General features: G+C 59.8%; 13 protein-coding genes. 2 read left to right on the forward strand and 11 right to left on the reverse strand.

Features of this window, described 5'->3' with window-relative positions; all coding sequences use genetic code 11:
* Nucleotides 1-94: 94 nt before the first annotated feature.
* Together WG29040_RS00550 and WG29040_RS00555 are read right to left on the reverse strand one after the other, a co-directional pair.
* Nucleotides 95-376, reverse strand: a complete 282-nt coding sequence (locus WG29040_RS00550) for a hypothetical protein (RefSeq protein WP_003445711.1) — start codon at nucleotides 374-376, stop codon at nucleotides 95-97.
* Between the two features lie 26 nt (nucleotides 377-402).
* Nucleotides 403-594, reverse strand: coding sequence for a hypothetical protein (locus tag WG29040_RS00555; RefSeq protein WP_127195363.1), 192 nt, complete (start codon nucleotides 592-594; stop codon nucleotides 403-405).
* Between the two features lie 283 nt (nucleotides 595-877).
* Here WG29040_RS00555 and galU point away from each other — a divergent pair, with 283 nt between their 5' ends.
* The gene (galU, locus tag WG29040_RS00560; RefSeq protein WP_003445709.1) at nucleotides 878-1,717 is read left to right on the forward strand and encodes a UTP--glucose-1-phosphate uridylyltransferase GalU; all 840 of its coding nucleotides are present in this window, start codon (nucleotides 878-880) and stop codon (nucleotides 1,715-1,717) included.
* Between the two features lie 131 nt (nucleotides 1,718-1,848).
* Complete coding sequence (gene gorA / locus WG29040_RS00565) at nucleotides 1,849-3,207, forward strand: glutathione-disulfide reductase (RefSeq protein ID WP_003445707.1); 1,359 nt, start codon at nucleotides 1,849-1,851, stop codon at nucleotides 3,205-3,207.
* Between the two features lie 847 nt (nucleotides 3,208-4,054).
* Here gorA and bcsC read toward each other — a convergent pair.
* From bcsC to bcsE, 9 genes are read right to left on the reverse strand one after another with little or no spacing between them, the layout of a single operon-like run.
* Nucleotides 4,055-7,585, reverse strand: coding sequence for a cellulose synthase complex outer membrane protein BcsC (gene bcsC / locus WG29040_RS00570; protein ID WP_127195364.1), 3,531 nt, complete (start codon nucleotides 7,583-7,585; stop codon nucleotides 4,055-4,057).
* On the reverse strand, nucleotides 7,573-8,685 hold the full coding sequence (gene bcsZ / locus WG29040_RS00575) for a cellulose synthase complex periplasmic endoglucanase BcsZ (protein WP_003445702.1): 1,113 nt from the start codon (nucleotides 8,683-8,685) through the stop codon (nucleotides 7,573-7,575). Before bcsZ ends, bcsC begins: the two co-directional genes overlap by 13 nt.
* Nucleotides 8,686-8,689: 4 nt before the next feature.
* Nucleotides 8,690-11,011 (reverse strand): cellulose biosynthesis cyclic di-GMP-binding regulatory protein BcsB, encoded by a 2,322-nt coding sequence (gene bcsB / locus WG29040_RS00580; RefSeq protein ID WP_127195365.1) that lies wholly within the window; start codon nucleotides 11,009-11,011, stop codon nucleotides 8,690-8,692.
* The gene (gene bcsA / locus WG29040_RS00585) at nucleotides 11,008-13,608 is read right to left on the reverse strand and encodes a UDP-forming cellulose synthase catalytic subunit (protein ID WP_127195366.1); all 2,601 of its coding nucleotides are present in this window, start codon (nucleotides 13,606-13,608) and stop codon (nucleotides 11,008-11,010) included. Before bcsA ends, bcsB begins: the two co-directional genes overlap by 4 nt.
* Nucleotides 13,605-14,327: a cellulose biosynthesis protein BcsQ gene (gene bcsQ / locus WG29040_RS00590; protein ID WP_003445686.1), complete on the reverse strand. Its 723-nt coding sequence runs from the start codon at nucleotides 14,325-14,327 to the stop codon at nucleotides 13,605-13,607. The genes bcsA and bcsQ overlap by 4 nt, the downstream gene beginning before the upstream one ends.
* On the reverse strand, nucleotides 14,324-14,557 hold the full coding sequence (gene bcsR, locus WG29040_RS00595; RefSeq protein ID WP_127195367.1) for a cellulose biosynthesis protein BcsR: 234 nt from the start codon (nucleotides 14,555-14,557) through the stop codon (nucleotides 14,324-14,326). Before bcsR ends, bcsQ begins: the two co-directional genes overlap by 4 nt.
* Nucleotides 14,527-16,173: a cellulose biosynthesis protein BcsG gene (gene bcsG / locus WG29040_RS00600; RefSeq protein WP_003445680.1), complete on the reverse strand. Its 1,647-nt coding sequence runs from the start codon at nucleotides 16,171-16,173 to the stop codon at nucleotides 14,527-14,529. Before bcsG ends, bcsR begins: the two co-directional genes overlap by 31 nt.
* Nucleotides 16,160-16,360, reverse strand: coding sequence for a cellulose biosynthesis protein BcsF (gene bcsF / locus WG29040_RS00605; RefSeq protein ID WP_003445678.1), 201 nt, complete (start codon nucleotides 16,358-16,360; stop codon nucleotides 16,160-16,162). Before bcsF ends, bcsG begins: the two co-directional genes overlap by 14 nt.
* A complete protein-coding gene (gene bcsE / locus WG29040_RS00610) occupies nucleotides 16,357-17,901 on the reverse strand; it encodes a cellulose biosynthesis protein BcsE (RefSeq protein ID WP_003445676.1) in 1,545 nt (514 codons plus the stop codon). The genes bcsF and bcsE overlap by 4 nt, the downstream gene beginning before the upstream one ends.
* Between the last annotated feature and the right edge of the window lie 461 nt (nucleotides 17,902-18,362).

Consider the following 18,362-nt stretch of genomic DNA (forward strand, 5'->3'; position numbering starts at 1 on the left):
GTGCAGAGGGCGTTCAGACAGCAAGCCGGGGCTTGGCGTTAGCGGTAGGTTATTGCTGTGGGCAGTGGTATCTCCAAGGTCTGTCCTGAGCAAACTACTTGCACACCACCACAATATTTCTGCTGTTGAAATTGCCCACATCTACTCCCAAGGTTTTCTGACTATTGTCCGCCACCGGTGAGCCGTCAGTTCCCACAATGCTGTAGCCGGTCCCGGCACAGGAGGCGTCAGCCTTTTCGTAGCACTTGGCCCAGGACATGGCCTCGCCAGAACAGTCTATGCTCAGTCCTTGCTTGCCATCCACCAGATAGGTGCTGGATGCAGTGGCACAGCCGCCAAGAACCAATAGTGCAAGAAGCGTCAGGGGCTTATTCATCAGGGTCAGTCTTCGAGAGTTAGGGGTCAGGATTTATTGTTGCGTCGACGGGCTGCGGGTGCTGGCTGATCCTGGAGTACAGAGGCAACCTCTACTGCGGCCTGTTCCGACTCAAAAGGACCGGCGACTTGCTCGTCAGCCGAGTCGGTAATCCACCATTGATTCGGGCTGAGATTTTTTATCAGGTAACCGTTGATGCTGTTTGTTGTGGCGGACATGGTGCAGTGGCCTTGTTGGCGGGGGAATGGGCGTAATAATAGCGCTTATTCAGGGCTTAAAGCTCGAGTAATGCCAGTTTGCCCACACTGCTTCAGAGCCCGTACGGGCTGGTCCACAGGTCATGTGGAGCAGTGGCGATTAGAAAAACAGGCAATAAGTGAACTAACTGGCGCAAATTTTCTCTATGTTGGCATCAGTTTGCTATCGGGAGGCATTGTAAGCTCGAAGCCGCCTGATTAGACTGCGCCAAAATTCGAACGTACAGCCCTTTTAAGGACTCATATGATCAAGAAATGCTTGTTCCCAGCAGCCGGTTACGGCACTCGCTTTTTGCCAGCGACCAAAGCCATGCCTAAAGAAATGCTGCCGGTGGTGAACAAGCCACTGATCCAGTACGGGGTTGAAGAAGCACTGGACGCTGGCCTGAACGAAATCTCCATCGTGACCGGACGTGGCAAGCGCGCACTGGAAGACCACTTCGATATCAGCTACGAGCTGGAAAACCAGATCAAGGGCACAGATAAAGAAAAGTACCTGGTCGGTATCCGTCGCCTGCTGAGCGAATGTTCTTTCTCTTACACCCGTCAAACCGAAATGAAAGGCCTGGGTCACGCGATTCTGACCGGCCGCCCGCTGATCGGCGACGAACCCTTTGCCGTAGTACTGGCGGACGACCTGTGCGTCAACCTGGAAGGCGACGGTGTTCTGACGCAAATGGTCAAGCTGTACAACCAGTATCGCTGCACCATCATTGCGATCCAGGAAGTTGATCCCCAGGAAACCAACAAGTACGGCGTTATCGCTGGCGACCTGATTGGCGACGACCTGTACCGCGTGCGCAACATGGTTGAAAAACCGGCGCCCGAAGATGCTCCTTCGAACCTGGCCATTATCGGTCGCTACATCCTGACTCCGGATATTTTCGAGCTGATCAAACAGACCGAGCCGGGTAAAGGTGGCGAGATCCAGATCACCGACGCCTTGATGAAACAGGCGCAAAACGGTTGCGTAATTGCCTACAAATTCAAAGGCAAGCGTTTCGACTGCGGTGGTGCTGAAGGCTACATCGAAGCCACCAACTTCTGCTTCGAGAACTTCTACAAAACGGGCAAAGCTTACTAACAGAGCCCGTCTGTAACGTTTCAAGAGAAAGCCACCTGCGGGTGGTTTTTTCGTTTTTTTACATTCGTCAGCACCGGTGCTGGTCAATCGCGCTGAAGTGATTATGCTGATGAGCTGCCCAGGAGATAGAAATGGCCTACGAATTTGATTTGTTTGTAATTGGTGCGGGATCCGGCGGTGTGCGCGCGGCCCGTTTTGCTGCAGGTTTCGGTGCCAAAGTCGCGGTAGCGGAAAGCCGCTATTTGGGCGGTACGTGCGTCAACGTCGGGTGTGTACCCAAAAAGCTGCTGGTCTACGGCGCACATTTTTCCGAGGATTTCGAACAGGCTTCGGGGTTTGGCTGGAGCCTGGGCGAGGCGAAGTTTGACTGGCCAACCCTGATCGCCAACAAGGACCGCGAGATTCATCGTCTCAATGGTATCTATCGTAACCTGCTGGTCAACAGTGGCGTGACCCTGCTCGAAGGCCACGCCAGACTGACCGGTCCCAACGAAGTGGAGGTCAACGGTCAGCGCCACACCGCCAAGAACATACTGATTGCTACCGGTGGCTGGCCGCAGATCCCTGAAATCCCGGGTCACGAACACGCGATCAGCTCCAACGAAGCGTTCTTTCTTAAAGAGTTGCCAAAGCGTGTACTGGTCGTGGGCGGTGGTTACATTGCGGTGGAGTTTGCCGGGATTTTCCACGGGCTGGGCGCCACGACTTCGTTGCTGTATCGCGGCGAGATGTTCTTGCGCGGTTTCGACGGAGCGGTGCGCAAGCATCTGCACCAAGAGTTGATCAAGCGCGGGATGGACGTGCAATTCAACGCCGATATTGCCCGTATCGACAAGCAGGCGGATGGCAGCCTCAAAGCTACCCTCAAAGATGGCCGCGAGCTGGTTGCCGATTGCGTGTTCTATGCCACCGGACGTCGTCCGATGCTCGATAACCTGGGGCTGGAGAACACCGGGGTCAAACTCGACGAGCGCGGTTTTGTTGAAGTGGACGAGCTGTACCAAAGCGCCGAGCCGTCGATTCTGGCGATTGGCGACGTGATTGGCCGGGTACAGTTGACGCCGGTTGCACTGGCCGAAGGCATGGCCGTGGCACGGCGTCTGTTCAAGCCTGAGCAGTACCGCCCAGTGGACTACAAGATGATCCCGACTGCGGTGTTCAGCTTGCCGAATATCGGCACCGTGGGCTTGAGCGAAGAGCAGGCGATTGAAGACGGGCACCAGGTGCGGATTTTCGAGAGCAGCTTCCGGCCGATGAAACTGACCCTCACAGAGTGCCAGGAACGCACACTGATGAAGCTGGTGGTTGATGCCGACACCGATAAAGTGCTGGGCTGCCACATGGTCGGGCCAGAGGCGGGGGAGATCGTCCAGGGCCTGGCAATTGCCTTGAAGGCCGGTGCCACCAAGCAGCATTTCGACGAAACCATCGGCGTGCACCCGACCGCAGCCGAAGAGTTCGTGACCATGCGTACCCCGGCCAAAGGTTAAGAGCCGGCTCCCACACCGGCCTGTAGGAGCGAGCTTGCTCGCGATGGCGGCGACGCGGTTTACCTGAAAAACCGCGTTACCCGCATCGCCGGCAAGCCGGCTCCCACACCAAAAACAGCATGCTCAACCCCGGCCTATACCTGTAGGAGCGAGCTTGCTCGCGATGGCGGTGACGCGGTTTACATGAAGAACCGCGTTACCCGCATCGCCGGCAAGCCGGCTCCCACAACAAAAACAGCATGCCCAACCCCGGCCTGTACCTGTAGGAGCGAGCTTGCTCGCGATGGCGGCGATGCGGTTTACATGATGAACCGCGTTACCCGCATCGCCGGCAAGCCGGCTCCCACAACAAAAAACAGCATGCCCAACCGCGGTCTGTAGGAGCGAGCTTGCTCGCGATGGCCGCGACGCGGTTTACCTGACGAACCGCGTTACCCGCATCGCCGGCAAGCCGGCTCCCACAACAAAAAACAGCATACCCAACTCCGGCCTGTACCTGTAGGAGCGAGCTTGCTCGCGATGGCGGCGACGCGGTTTACCTGATAAACCGCGTTATCCGTATCGCCGGCAAGCCGGCTCTCACACCAAAAACAGCATGCCCAACCCCGGCCTATACCTGTAGGAGCGAGCTTGCTCGCGATGGCGGTGACGCGGTTTACCTGAAGAACCGCGTTACCCGCATCGCCGGCAAGCCGGCTCCCACACCAAAAACAGCATGCTCAACACCGGCCTGTACCTGTAGGAGCGAGCTTGCTCGCGATGGCGGCGACGCGGTTTACATGATGAACCGCGTTATCCGCATCGCCGGCAAGCCAGCTCCCACAACAAAAAAGAGCATGCGCATCAGCTATCTGAAGTCCGCATACGGTATCAACGGTTGCACCGGCATCGGCAAGTTGCCCTGCCAGGTGTCAAACGTATACCGCAGGTAGAGCATCGCCCGGCTTGGGGCGTAGCCTTCACTGTGTTGATAGAGCAAGCCACCGCCCAGCACCAGATTGTCCGTCAGCCGGCGTTCTACCAGGCCCTGCAGGCGAATGCCGATGCCATTGCTGTTGCCTCCCGACGTCTCTCCCAACCCTTCCGATAGCTCGTAGCCGGCCTGATCCACTGCGTGCAGAAGCTTGTCGTTCAGCCCGCTCAGAGGGTAGAGGTCGTTGGACTTGGTTTGGGCGTACGACCAGCCCACCGAGCTTTCCAGGGATACAGACCAGTTAGGCGTACGAAAGGCGTAGTTGAGCGGTACGCCGATGGAGAAGTATTGCTGGGGACTGTAATACCCGCCCTGGCCCAGGGTGTATTCGCTCAGGTCTTTGTCGTAGCTCCAGTACATCACGGTCAGACCGGTGCGCATGCGTTCATCGGCGCGCTCCACCAGGCGATAGTAATAGCCCGCCATGGCGGTGTTCTTGTGGTTGTCTTCGACATTCTTGCCAACCAGCCAATGCTGCCCAAGACTGGCCCACACGCCGTCAACACCGCCTTCGTCGTGGCTCAGGCTCAGGGTCACGCCGTTAGAGGTCACACCCCCCCAGGTCACGCCCGTATTGGGGTCGGTCGCACCGGAGTACGACAGGATCGAGTTGCTCAAAGGCCGGCGCGATCCGGTCAGCGTCCAGCCCACTGAGCCGATCTTGCTGCTGTAGGCCACGCCGCCGAGCCAGTTAGGCACTTTGAACGTATCCGGCGTGCGGCCGATATCAACGTTCCATGTCTCATTCTTCCAGCCAGCCGCCAGCATGGTGCCATTGGCCGATTGCGAGCGGTCCTCACAGCCCGAGAAGTCCGGTCCGTCGGTGCCTTTGCGCCTTACGGCTACCCCGCAGGTGCCATAGTTCTCACGGACAAGACCGTCCGGGTCGGCTTTGAAAGCCCCGGCATCCATGTTGATCTGCTCGGCCCGCATAAAGCCGGTGCCATCGGCAATCGGTAAATCCAGTTGCAGGATGGTGGTCCGGGTGTCCGTATCCGAGGTGCCCTGGGAGGCATTGTCCGAGCGCCAGCCGTAATCAGTGTACAGATGCAGCGTCGGATTTTGTCGCTGGTACAGTTCATCCACGTCACTGCGCAGGCTGCTCGCCAGCCATTGGTCATCGTCTTTTTCACGACTGGCCATGGTCATGGCGCGATCGTCCCGCGGGCTGGCCTGCTGCGCTGGCAGCAACCCGGCACCGGCCATGCTTTTGGCGTAATAGTCCAGGGCTTGCTGCGGCTCAGTCGCGGAGATCAGGCGCGCTGCATCGCGGTACATCAACGGGTCGGCCTGGGGCGTCTTCAGCAGCTCGGCGTACATGGCCCGGGCTTTCCCCGGCTCACCCACGTCGGACCAGGCGTTGGCCACCCGGCGTTGCTGCGCAGGGGTCAAGACCACGCCCGGAGCCGGCTTGAACTGTGCCAACTGCTGACGGGCCGGGGCCAGTTGCTTACTGGCAATCAGGCTCTCGATTTGTCCCAACTGCGCATTGATGTCGCCAGGTTCATTCTTCAGCACCTGGCTGTACAGCTTTTGCGCCTGGGTAAAGTCGCCGCGTTCCTGGGCCCATCTGCCAACGGTCATCAGGTCGTCGTTGTCGGGGTTTTGCATCAGCAGGGCAATCGCCTGGGGCTCCTGGCCGGCTGCGCGCAGACTGTCGGCCCGGGCCACCAGCACGTTGCGCTGCAAGCGCGCATCGAGCTGAACCATGTCGTCAGTCCATTGCGCCCTGGGCAACAGTTCCAGCGTGCTCAAGGCACTGGCATCGCGCTCGGTGCTCGACAGGTAAAGCGCGTAAGCGTAAAGCGCCTGCGGATTTTTGCCCTGGCGCTGCATCAGCTGTTTGAAACTGGCGTCGGCGGCGCCTGGTTGATTGATTTCGCGCTGGGCATTGGCCAGGCGATAAGTCAGCCAGGGTTCATCGGGGGTCAAGTTGCGGATTTTGCTCAGCAGCGCCACCACTTGGGGCCAGTCCTTGCGCTCAGAGGCGGCATCGGCCTGGCGATTGAGCTCGTCCAGCTCCAAGCTTTGGCGCAACCCGGCGAATTCCCTTTGACTGGCAGGGGGCAGGCTATTGAGGAAGGCCTTGGCCTTGTCCGGTGACTGGGCGGTATACAGGCGCACCAGACCGCGCACCGCACTGCCATTGCCGGGTTCCAGGCGACGGGCCTGCAGCAGCAGGGCTTCAGCTTGGATATCATCGTGTCCGGCACGGGCAACGCTGGCCAGCCCGATCAGCGGGTCGGCATCCGCAGGTTTGGCTTTGCGCGCTTGTTGGTAAGCGTTGCGGGCAGCGACCAGGTTGTTCTGCTCCAGGGCCTTGTCGCCTTGACTGAGCAGCATCCGATAACGGCTGGCGTCCATCAGGTCTTGCCATTTGCTGATATTGGACGTGTCCTGATCCTTGGTCCGCGCGGTGGCGAAATTGGCACTGGACTCCTGATAGCGGCCCTGGCGAAACAGGGCCATACCCAATGCTCCGTAGAGCGTCGGGTCCTCGGGATATTGCTTGATGGCACGGCGCAGCAGACCTTCGGCGGCCACAGGGTTACGGGACTGATCAATCATCTGCTTGCCCTGTGCGCCTGCTTGCCAGGCCGGATCACCAAGCAAATGCTGTTGGGTCTGCAGATTTTTGCTGGCTTCGCCAAGCAGCGGGGAGGCCGGGTACCGATTGACAAAAGCCTGCCAGGCCTGGGCGGTAGAGCGATTCACGGGCTGGCCATTGAGGTACTGATATTCGCGCTCGGCGGCGGCGTTGCTGGCCAGTGGGTCGGTTGACAGTTGATGCAGCACCACCAGCGCTTCAGGTGCCCGATTCTCACGGAACAGCAAGTCGGCCAGGGTTTGGCGCAGCCCCACGTTACCCGGGTACTGGCTATCCAGTGCGCGCAGTTGTTCGATCACCCTGGGCCGTTGGCCGGGGATATTGCTGCGAATACGCAGATATTCCAGTGAGGTGGCGAAATCCGGAGGCGCATTGCCAAACAGTTGCTCGAAAATTGTGGCAGCTTCTTCCGGGCGGCCTGCGGCGGCAAACAGGCGGGCCTGCTGCAGGGCTTTCTGGCTTTGCGGGTCTTGCAGTTTCATCAGGCTCTGGGCCTGGCGCAGCGCTGGCGAGTCGGGCGCGATGCTTTGCAATTGTGCAAGGCGCTGGTTTGCCAGCCCCGGGTTTTTGTCCAGCAAGGCCTGGCGGATCGAGGCCACCAGCGCTTGGGGATTGTTCGGTGCGATCAGGCTCAGGCGCGCCAATGAGTCGCGCACCAGATCTTCGCGGTACAAGGCTTCACCGATCCGCACCTGCTCCAGCAACCACTGTTGCTGATCCTGCACGCTGACTGGCTGGGCCATGGCCGCAGTGGAAAAACCGCTGAGCAATAACGCCCATGTCGTTAATTTTTGCATGTGTTCGCCCACGCAGGACTGAGCCGACCATCCTTGTCAAAGCGATAGCGTTGTTGATCCCAGCCCTGGCCGAACAACAGCAACGACTGGTTGTAATAAGCATCGGCCGCGGGCGGGTCTTGCTGCACGCGAGCCTGCTGGACCGCCAGCGCCGGTGAATCGGCGCTGGCGAGCAGCGGTAACAGGGCCCCCGAGAAACCTACCGGACCGGTGCCGGTGTAGGTGCCGGTTATGGCATCTACGCTCTCTGGCGGATAACCCAGGGTCCGGGTCAGATTGACCATGGGGGCAAAGTGCTGTTGCAGGGTCTGGCGATTGGCCGCGTCCGGGGCCAGCATGCCGAGCCACAGGTAGACGCGGATCGCATCGTAGTCCCCCGCGCTGCCATCCTTGGGGTCCGGGGCCCAGCCGCCTGCGGCTTGCCACAGCAGCCAGTCAGGGGCAAAACCCTTGGGCGAACCTTCGATCAGCAGACGTTGCTGATTGCTTGCCAGCTCGGCCCAGACCGGTGAGATCTGGGCAAAGCGGGCCAGCAGTTGGGGCGGCATATAGCTGGGGTTCAGGCGCCAGCCTTGAGCGCTGTCAAACCCCACATCACCGGGCAGCAGCATCAGGCCCAGCCCGGGCAACGTGCGCAGGCTTTGGGCGGCGCTGCGCCAGAGCATGTTTTGCCCTTGCGCGATATAAGCCGGCCACTGCCACAGCCGCCCGGCCTCCAGCAAGCTGTAGGCAATCCACAGGTCGGAATCGCTGGCGTTGTTGCTATCCAGCACTTGCCATTTGCCGCTCTTGGACTGTCCCCACTGCCACGCGGGCAGATGCTTATCAAGATTGCCCTGGGCCAGGTTGTTGCGGGTCCAGTCGAGAATCTTTGCGAAACCTTGCCGGTCGTTACCCACCAGGGCAAAAAACAGCCCGTAGCTTTGCCCCTCGGAGGTGGTGATCAGCTGCGCCGAGGAGCTATCGATAATGCGTCCGTCGGCGCTCATCATCGCCTTCTTGTAACTGTCCCAGGCGGGCCAGTTACAGGTAGCAGCGCTCACCACCTGGGGCAAGGCGCCGAGGGTCACGGACAGGGCCAGTGCAGCAAGGCGTCCCATGGTCTCAGTCATCCTTGTGCAGGCGACGATTGGCTGCCCAGCTCAGGGCACGCCACAGCAGGAAGGCTGTCAGCAGAACGCTGATGACCGCCAGTACCGCCAGCAACACCGGGTGCTCGGACAGTTGATACCACAGCAGCAGGTACCACGGCAGGTTACCCACGTAGTACTGGTCACCCACCAGCTGGCTATAAACCCCGCTGCTGCGAATCAGCGCAACAGAGCCTGCCACGGCATCCAGTTTGCCGCTGTCGCCGATGGCATCACGCAGCAGGTTGTAGTCGGCGTCGTCATTGCCCAGCAGTGCAACGATGCTGCGCTGGTCATGGTGCGGTGACTGCATGCCCAGAATGGCTGCAATCGGTGCCTGGGCCGTGACCTCTGTGCGGTTGGCCGGTTTGTTGCGCTGATCAGGCGACGGGCCGCGGCGATTGTTGGCATCGATGGCGGAATTGCCATAAGGCTGTACCAGCATGTCGCGCTGGCGTTGCAGCAATAGGCTCAGGTCCGGATTGTCGCGCATCTCCGGTGCCATTTGCCCCAGCAACAGCAGATCAGCGTCTTCTTTGGCTGCCGTCTGCCAGTCATCGCTCAGGCGCAAACCGAAGGCCGGATAGCCGGAGCGGGCAGAAATCCCGGCCACGGCTTCAAGCAAGGTACTGATCTGGGTAGGAGTGGTCTTGGCCGGCACCACCACGATCGATTCCGACATGTCGGCCATGCGGCTGAACGGGAAACCGCTGCGGGCGAAGGCCTTGAGGTCTGGCATGCTGATGTAGTGGTGGTAGCCGGACAGGTCGATGGTCGAGTCTTCATCGATGATGGCCTGGGTGTTGGCCGGCAGTATGGTCTGGCAACGATCACGCTGGGCGCTGCCCATGGTACTGGCGAAGTTGAAGTCGAAACGCAGGCGGTTGCGGTCGCCAATTTTCAGCGAAGGTACCACCAGCTTGTCATTGGCATTGGCCGTGTCGTTGGACAGCACCGCCAGACGCAGTTCTTCAAGGCTGCTGGTGTCTTTGCGGACCAAAGGCAGGCTGGTGATGAACTGTTCGTTGAGGCTGATGTTCAGGCGCGAATCATCATTGGCCGACGGTGCGGTGTAACGGTATTGGGTGCGCAACGGAATGCCCTGGTTGCGCCACACAAACAGGTCGGGTGGCAGGTTCACATCCAGGGTGATCGGCCGCGGTTGCAATCCGCTGACTTGCAGCTGCTGCGGGTAGCTGATCAGCTCGGCAAAGCGCACCGGGCGGTCGGTACGCATCCAGGCCGGGGCATCGTAGGGTTTGCGGGGCTGCAGTTCTTCGACCTTGTCGATGGTCACGCGAGAGCCGCGCAGCAGGTTGCCGCCCAGAGCGAGGGCCTTGGCCGCGGTGGCCAGGTCTTCTTCGTTACGGCCCATGATCAGCAGGATTTTGCTGTAAGGCGCATCCGGGTGGTCAATCAGCTCGACCACAGGCGCGGTCACGGCCGGGAATTTTTCCAGGTCGCTCATGAACGCCGGGCGGTGATCATTGGTGGCAAACACCACCGAAGGCTGAGTGGCTTCCTTGTTTTGTACGCTTGGCAAAGCGTCATACAGCACCGGGAAACTGGCGCCGCGCCAGTTGGACTGGCTGCCGAAGTACGATGCCAGAATGGCGGCGGCTTTCTGTTCGCCCAGGGTCGGGTTGGCAGCGAATACAAACGGCAGTTCAAGTTTGCCGCTGTTGCGTGGATCAAAGAACGGCAGCGGGAAAAACGCCAGATCGTTGGTCAGGCTCAGCGCCTGCTCTTGCAGGGTGATGCTGCTGGAACGGCTGATATTGACCCACAGGGTGCTGTTGGCCGGGTCTTCGCAGATATCGGTGTAGTGGCCGATAAACTCCAGGCGAACCCGGTTGAAGTCCGAAATCAGGCGCGGATCAAGGGCCATCTGCTGAGTGGTTTTACGCCCCAGTTGATCCTTGTCGATGGGTAGCACCCCCATCAGCACATCATTGAGGTACACCCGGATATGGGAGACGGTCGGGATCAGCGAGGGCGAGGGGGTGTACTCCAGTTGCAGGCGGGCATCGCTGGCAATCCGGTCGCGGCGCAGGGTGAACTCCACTTGCTCCGAGTTGTTGATCCCCAGCAGCAGGGTGTCGGTGGCACGCCCCAGCTGTTCAAAGGTGCGGGTCACCGTCCAGCTCGGCAATGGCTGGAGCGAGTCCTCCACGGGCGGCTTGGGCAGCGGCGCAGGCGAGCTGCCCGGCAATGGCAGCGGTGCAGACATCAGCTGTGAGGCAAAGGTCATTAGCGCAAGGCTGGCGAAAAAAGCTTTTTTGGAAAATCGACTCATGATCTGCTCACTGGCCGGGAGATAAGAGGGGTGGACGCTTTGGGCATGCGCGGCAAAAAGCTGCCCAGCCACTGAAGAACTCGCATGAACGGACGCGCAAGCGTGCGCACCCAGGCAGGCAGGTATTGGTAAAGGCGGTAATAGCCTTTGGCGCCCAGGGCGAGAATTTCTCTCAGGCTCTGGATCGGCTTGTCGGCTTCGAATCCGCTGTTGTGATCGAGCCAGGCATCGGCCCGGCCAAAGGTGCACTGGACGAACTCGATTTTCTGTTCGGGCGCCAACCCGGCGAAGCTCAAACCCATAAACATGTCGTGGGAGCGGGTCAGGCTGCCGGTGAATACAAACTCGCGGTTGCCGCGCTGCAGAATCAGTGACACCAGGGTGCCGACCGGCAATTGCAGGGGCTGAATAAGCTGCAGGCCGACCCCGCCATCGGAGTAGTCCACCAGTTCACAGGGGTAGCAGTGGCCGTCGCTGAGTCTGATCGCCCCCGGCAACCGGGTCTGTACCCGATGGGTGTGACGCACCTGGCGCACTTCAGCAGCCACGGCCACGGCAGCACCGATGATCAGCAGGTTGTAAATCACCCACAGCACGCTGACGAAAATAGTGAAGATCTCGTCTTTGGGCCCGTAAAACAGGCGCCATACCGCAAAGCCGAGGCCGAGTACGTTGAGCAGCGACAGCACCAGGTAAGGTTTGGCGGTCTGCCAGTCGAACTGGTTCTCCTCCATCATGCCGCCCTTGGCGGTGACGTTGAACTTGCCCCGGGACGGGCTGAACAAGGCCACGGTGGTCGGCCGTGCGATGTACCAGGCCAGCACGGTCTCGTACACCTCGCCCCAGAATGTCTGGCGATAGGCGCCTTGCATCCGCGAGTTGGTCAGGCTGGCATGGATCATGTGCGGCAATACGTAGAGCAGAATCATCAGCGCCGGGGCGTAAATGATGTAGGCGTGCAGCAGCAGAAAGGCCAGCGGCGCAGTGAGGAACACGATCCGCGGCAGCCCCACCAGAAAGTGCATCATGGCGTTGGTGTAGCAAATACGCTGGAAGAGGGTCAGGCCTTTGCCCAGCAGCGGGTTGTCGGTGCGGAAAATCTGCACCATGCCCCGTGCCCAGCGGATCCGCTGGCCGATATGGGCCGACAGGCTTTCAGTGGCCAGGCCTGCAGCCTGGGGGATGCGCAAGTAGGCCGAGTTCCAGCCGTTGCGATGCAGGCGCAGGGCGGTGTGGGCATCTTCGGTGACGGTTTCGACGGCAAAGCCACCGATCGAGTCGATCGCGCTACGCCGGACGATGGCGCAAGAGCCGCAGAAGAACGCGGCGTTCCACATATCGTTACCGTCCTGGATCAAGCCGTAAAACAGTTCGCCTTCGTTGGGGCGGTTGCGGAAAGTCCCGAGGTTGCGCTCGAACGGGTCCGGTGACAGGAAGTGGTGCGGTGTTTGCACCAGTGCCAGTTTCGGGTCGCGCAGAAACCAGCCCACGGTCAATTGCAGGAAGGAGCGGGCAGGCATGTGGTCGCAGTCAAAAATCGCTACCAGCTCACCGTCGATCTGGGTCAGGGCATGGTTCAGGTTGCCGGCCTTGGCGTGGCGGTTGTCGGTCCGGGCGATATAGTTGATGCCCGCTTCCTCGGCGAACTGTTTGAAGCTTGGACGGTTGCCGTCATCGAGCAGGTGAATGCGCAACTTGTCCTTGGGCCAGTCGATACCCAGCGCGGCATACACCGTGCCGCGGGTCACCGAGAGCTCTTCGTTGTAGGTAGGTATCAGCAGGTCGACCGTCGGCCACAGGCTGGTATCGCGTGGCAATTGCGCCGGCTGGCGATTGAGCGGCCAGGAGGTCTGAACGTAGCCCAGAATCAGCACCAGCCAGGAATAGGTTTCTGCCAGCAGCAAAATAAGGCCGCATACCAGATCCAGGGAGTCGTTCCAGTTCAGGGTCGAGGTGTAGCGCCACCACAGGTAGCGGCACGAGATGATCACTGAAAGGGCAATCATCAACAGCGTCGGGAAGCGCCCCGGTATACGCCGCACCAGCATCGCTATGCCCCACAGCAAGATAACGAACACCAGTTGCGCCAGATACCCGAAGGGTTCGGTCACGCAGATAATGATCAATACCGCTGCCAGCACGCCAATGGCGATGTACAGCGCCTTGCGCAGGGGCCAGCCCATGGTGTTCCAGCGGCGCGTGCTTTTAATCACTTGCGGGCTGATCGCCGTAGGCAACCGCACAAAGGCATTGGACAGCAGGTTCCAGGGCTGCTGCACAATCCTCAGCAAGGTCTGCAGCAGTGAGCGCACATACTTGCCTGGCGAGCGGCGGCCCCGGTTCTGCTCGGCCGGGCGCACCAGCAGCAGCCACAGGCTCTGGATCGCATAGCGCAGCGGGTCGCCAATGCTCGCGGACTTGTCCGCCAGATGCGGGTACAGACGTCGGTGCTGTGCGCGCAGGGCTTTCCAGCTGGGGGATTCGAGGCGCAGGAAAATCCAGCCGAGCGCCTGAAGCGAAGCCAGAACAAAGGCCGTGAAACGGCTGCAGTTTTGTTCACGGCGCAAATAGGTATAGGGAAACCAGCGCTCTGTCATTCAAGCCTCCGGCCACGCAGCAGGCACCAGCTGGCCAAGCTGAGGATGTCTTGGGCGATCAGGCTGCCCGGGGCATAACGGCCTGCCGGTTCGCGCCGGGCCAGGGCTTCGCCCACGGCTTCATCGCTATGCAGGCTGACCGGCAGCAGGTAGCGGGCATAGCGATATTGCCAGATCAGCACCAGGTCACGTTGTAACTGGCTGGCCGCGTCATAGCGATTGACCAGCAACAAGGGCCCATGGCTTAGCTGTGGCTGCAACAGTACATGGCAAGCCGCATCGGCATTGATTACGGTGATTGCGATCTCGCAGTGCGGGTTAGCCGCATGTCCCGGCAAGCGTTGCGGCAGATCGAACAAGATCCAGTCAAAGGCCTCGGCCAGCTCTGCCTGGCGCTGCTTCCAGAGTTCGGGATCGGCCAGCAGCAAGGCATCGAGCTGCAGGTATTCGTCAGTGCTCAACTGACCGTAGGGCAGTACACAGAGCCCGGGCTCAACGGTCCATGCCTGCTGGTGCCAGGGTTGCTGGTCCAGGGTGGCCCGCGCCCAGCCCTCAGGCGGGCCGAGCTTGAGGTTGAAGTGCAAGCCGAGGGTGTTTTCCGGGCACATGTCGACCATCAGGACTTTTTGTCCCAGCTGGTGCAGTGCGTAACCCAGTGCCGCCAGGGTGGAGCTGGTGCCCACCCCGCCACGCACGCCATGCAGGCTCACGCAGATCATGGGTTCAGCTCCGCGGGCAAGTCCTGGGTGTTCGCCCTTTGCAGCTCTTCGACATGGGCCAGCAGCGGCCACCGTTCAAAGGCTTGCAGCAACTCCATCTGCGCCGAGACGTCGACATAATTGAGCGACGGCAAGTCGATCATCGATTTGAGGCGGGCGATGTCATCGGCGCGCTCTTTGCGCGAAAGGATGTCGGCGCTTATTTGAGCTTCTGTGGGTAAGGTAGCCATCCACCGTTCTCCTTGATTCGCACATAAGGCTTGCCGTTGTAGTCCAGCACAACAGTCCCGGAGTTTTCCGATACTTTCGCGGTCTGCGGCAGGTCAGTCAGCAGTTTTGTCCAGTCCACTGTCTGGCCATTACTGAGGGCCGGGTCGGCATACAGGCGGGCAATGATTTCGGCAACGGCCAAATAGCTGCTTGGCTCGGTGATATGCACCGGTGCGGTCTGCCCGTTGTCGCCCATATTGATCAGCTTGATGCCGACCGGAACGTGGGTAATGGAGTCACTGGGGATTTCACGCATGCCGGCAATCTGCATCCGGTCGCCATGCAGGGCTGCACCGTGCTCAGGCACGATGGCCACAACCACCCGACGGCCACTTTTTTGCAGCTCTTTAAGGAACGAATTCAAATCATCGAGCAAAAGCTGGGCCCGGCTGCTGTAGTCGGCTGCCTGGGTGCCGCCATCGGACTGCACCTGACGGTTACCGTCGTGCAGGGTGGTGGTGTTGTAGAACAGTGCCATATTCGGCTGCTTTTCGTTCAGGCGGTGTTGCCACCACTTGCTCAGCACATCGCGGTCGCGCCAGATCGGCGAGCCATCGAAGCCGACATAGGTGCGTGGCAGGCCAGCCGGAACAACCCCCAGCGCCGGCTGTGGCAATTCACCCTGTTCACGGACTTCCTGGAGAAAGCCGTCGAACTCGCCGGTGTGGTTCAGCATCAACTCATCCGAGAAACCCAGCTTGCGCAGGTCATCAAACAGCAGGCACTGATCGGCCGGTGGCTTGTACAGCTGAGCGTGGGATGTCTGGCCGCAACTGGCGCGTAACAGGCGGATCGCTGCCGGGCCGCTGTAGGCTGTAGCCGAGTTGAAGTTGTCGAAAATCACATCCATCTGGCTGAACAGCGAGTTATCACGCAAGCCCACGGCATCCAGGTCGTCCCAGGCCATGGAGCAGATATTGATCACCAGCAGGTCAAACGGCGGTGGCTTGACGGCGGGGTCCTTGAACTCGACCTTGCGGCTTGATTCAGCAAGATAGAATTTGTCCAGATAGCCATTGAGCGTCGCATCGTCCGGTTCACCGCCGCTGCCGGCCTGAGCGGTCTGGCCGGGCTGGGTGCTGGCCATTTGCTGATCGGCGGCAGGGGGCAGCAGCCATTGCAGGCTGCCCATGCTCAACCAGGCAAAGCCCAGCAGGGTGAAGGTGGTCAGGCGCAGCCACTGGCTGAGAAACAGATAGCCGACCACCAGCAACAGCAACATGGCACACACTTGCCAGTCGATGAAACGCCCGAGCAATTCAACGATGTAGTCGAAAGAGAAGTCCAGTACCCCGGGTTGCGCCAGCAAACGGCTGAACGGCGGGAACCAGGTGTCTTGGTACAGCAGTGCCACAGCCACCGGGATTGCTATCAGGGTGCGTGCGCGGCGCAGCATTGGATGGCCGATGGGGATCAACAACACCAGGGCGAAGATCAGGTTGGGCAATACCTGGAAGTTCAGGTGACCGGTCCAGGTCAGCAGGAATTTGCCGAGGAAATACACATTCCAGGCTCCCAGGCCGCGCCAGGAGCCGGAAATCTTGTGCGCCGGGGAGGCAGGCTTAGACAGACTCATCGGGCGCTCTCAAAGAAGGGCTGGCAGGTGCACGACGTCGAACGCCGCGGGATTTCAGATAGCGGGGTGACAGGTACTGTTCGAAGTGATCCTTCAAGTACCTGCGGATGCGCTGTGCGAACAGTGTCAGCAGCACGGTTACCACGCAGGTCAGGACAATCACATCAATCAGGTCAAGGAACGTCATGCTTGTGGCTCACGAATGGGCAACGTGGTGCGTTGCGGTGTTAACGGCATGCGGCTACCGGCAGCAGGTGTCGCCATTACGGTGTTTTCAATCGGAATACTCAGGTGGGCAGGTACTGATCCGGCCTGCATAAAAGCGTCCTGCGGCAGATCATCGGGGCCGGTGAGCACCTGACGCTGGAGAAACATGTCACGCCATGGCAGGCGGCAGATATTTCCCAGGGCCGGGTCCAGGCCATCGGCACGGCAGGCGAACAGAAACAGATACAGGTCTTCATCCAGTACGCAGGCAAAGTCACCATAGCGGCGCAGGCACATCTGGTTCAGGAACAGTTCTTCGGCCAGCCCGGGAACCGGTTGAAACCGGACCAGTTGGTGGGTGACTTCACCGGAACTGTCGTTATAAATCTGCTCCACGGTTTCGAAGAATTCCCGCGGGCTTACCAGACCGCGAATCTGCGGTGGCCGCTGGCGTTCCAGCAGCGTTGCAAAGTCGCTGTTCTGGCTGTATTGCCAGCGCTGGCCCTGAACACTTTCGATCATGCTGAGGAATCTTGAGAGCAGGGTGCCGTCCGGAACAATCAGGTTGGCCCCGCAGGCCAGCAGCAGTCGCTCGTCGCGATAGCGCACGGCGGGTTCCATTTCCCGCACTACGATCTTCAGTGTCGGGCCGCACTGTTCCCGCAGGTCGTGCAGTTGTTGGGCCAGATCGAGCAGCTGGTGGCTGTTGTCGATCCCGACAATGACTGTGGCCTGTCTGGCGTTGCGGGCTTCTGCAAGCAATGCTTCGCGGCTTTCAAACAGATACCAGTGTTTTGACAGTGATGGCGTGCCTTCCAGCACGGCGCGTTCGGCCAGGTACAGGTGCTGGTCGTCACCGACCCGTGGCTGCACGTCGACTGCGGTATCGGGGATCAGGGTAAGGGCATTGTCCTGGATCGCGAGTTTGAACTCCTGACCTGCCGTTACCCCCATATGGTTGTGCCAGAAGTGCAGTTGGTAACGCATGACACCGTTATGGCGATACAGGCGACCCAGGCCGGACAATGTCTCGTTGAGTTGCAGCAGTTGCGCATGCAGGAGCGGCGCCTCGCCGTGGGTAATCACCAGCAAGGTTGCATCGCGCAACTGCAGCCACTCGTGCAGACGCTGACACCAGCGTTGCAACTGTTTTGCGGTGGTGGTTTCAGCCCAGCAGCTGGCAGGTAGCAGCAAGGTAATCTGACTGCCGGCAGCGACACCGATGCGGCCCATATCCCGGGTCAGCGTGGCGAGCCCTTGCTCGACTTTGGCGAGGGGGATCTCGAACTGCCGGAGTTTGTCGGGGCCCAGATCGGCCGCCATTGTGCCGGTGATACTTTGCACCGCGTCCGCACAGCAAATCAGGGTCGCAGGTACATGCTCGGGAATCGCTTCAAGAAACTGTCGGGCCAGCAGCCTTGCATCAGCCTGTTGATCGACCGCGACCCAATACAAGCCACCGGTGCGCAACACGATCTGTTGATCAAGCAATCCACGGATAGCCAAGCTGATATGAACCAAGCGTAACGTCCCCCCAGGGATATACGAGTTGCAATACACCCCATGTTTGTCGGAAGTATTGTCTCGTTGCATACAAGGCGTTCGAGTAATGCCTTGCAGCGGTGACTTATTATTGACGCCAATCAAATGTTGATCGACATTTTATATAGCGGTGCCCGATGCGAAATACACCTGTTTGTTGGTTGTAAGCAATGCTCTGGAAGAGTAGTAGTTAAAATTAGAGCATGTAGGCAGATGCGCATCGTATCACTGAAAAATCATCCGAGACTATGATTCCAGTCACATGTCGTCAAAAAAATACCGCCTATTTTTCCGTCGGCATTTAATTGGCGCCTTGAGGGGTCGCGTTTAAAGCGGGTTTGCGGGCGTGGAATTCAGCCGTCTGTACGCAGGCGAAGACGCTTATGTGTGCGCCTGGCTTTCTCGGTGACCTGTTGCGTGCTATTGCTTAGGTGGGGGTG

This window comes from Pseudomonas sp. PAMC 29040, assembly GCF_003994535.1.
GTDB lineage: Bacteria > Pseudomonadota > Gammaproteobacteria > Pseudomonadales > Pseudomonadaceae > Aquipseudomonas > Aquipseudomonas paraversuta.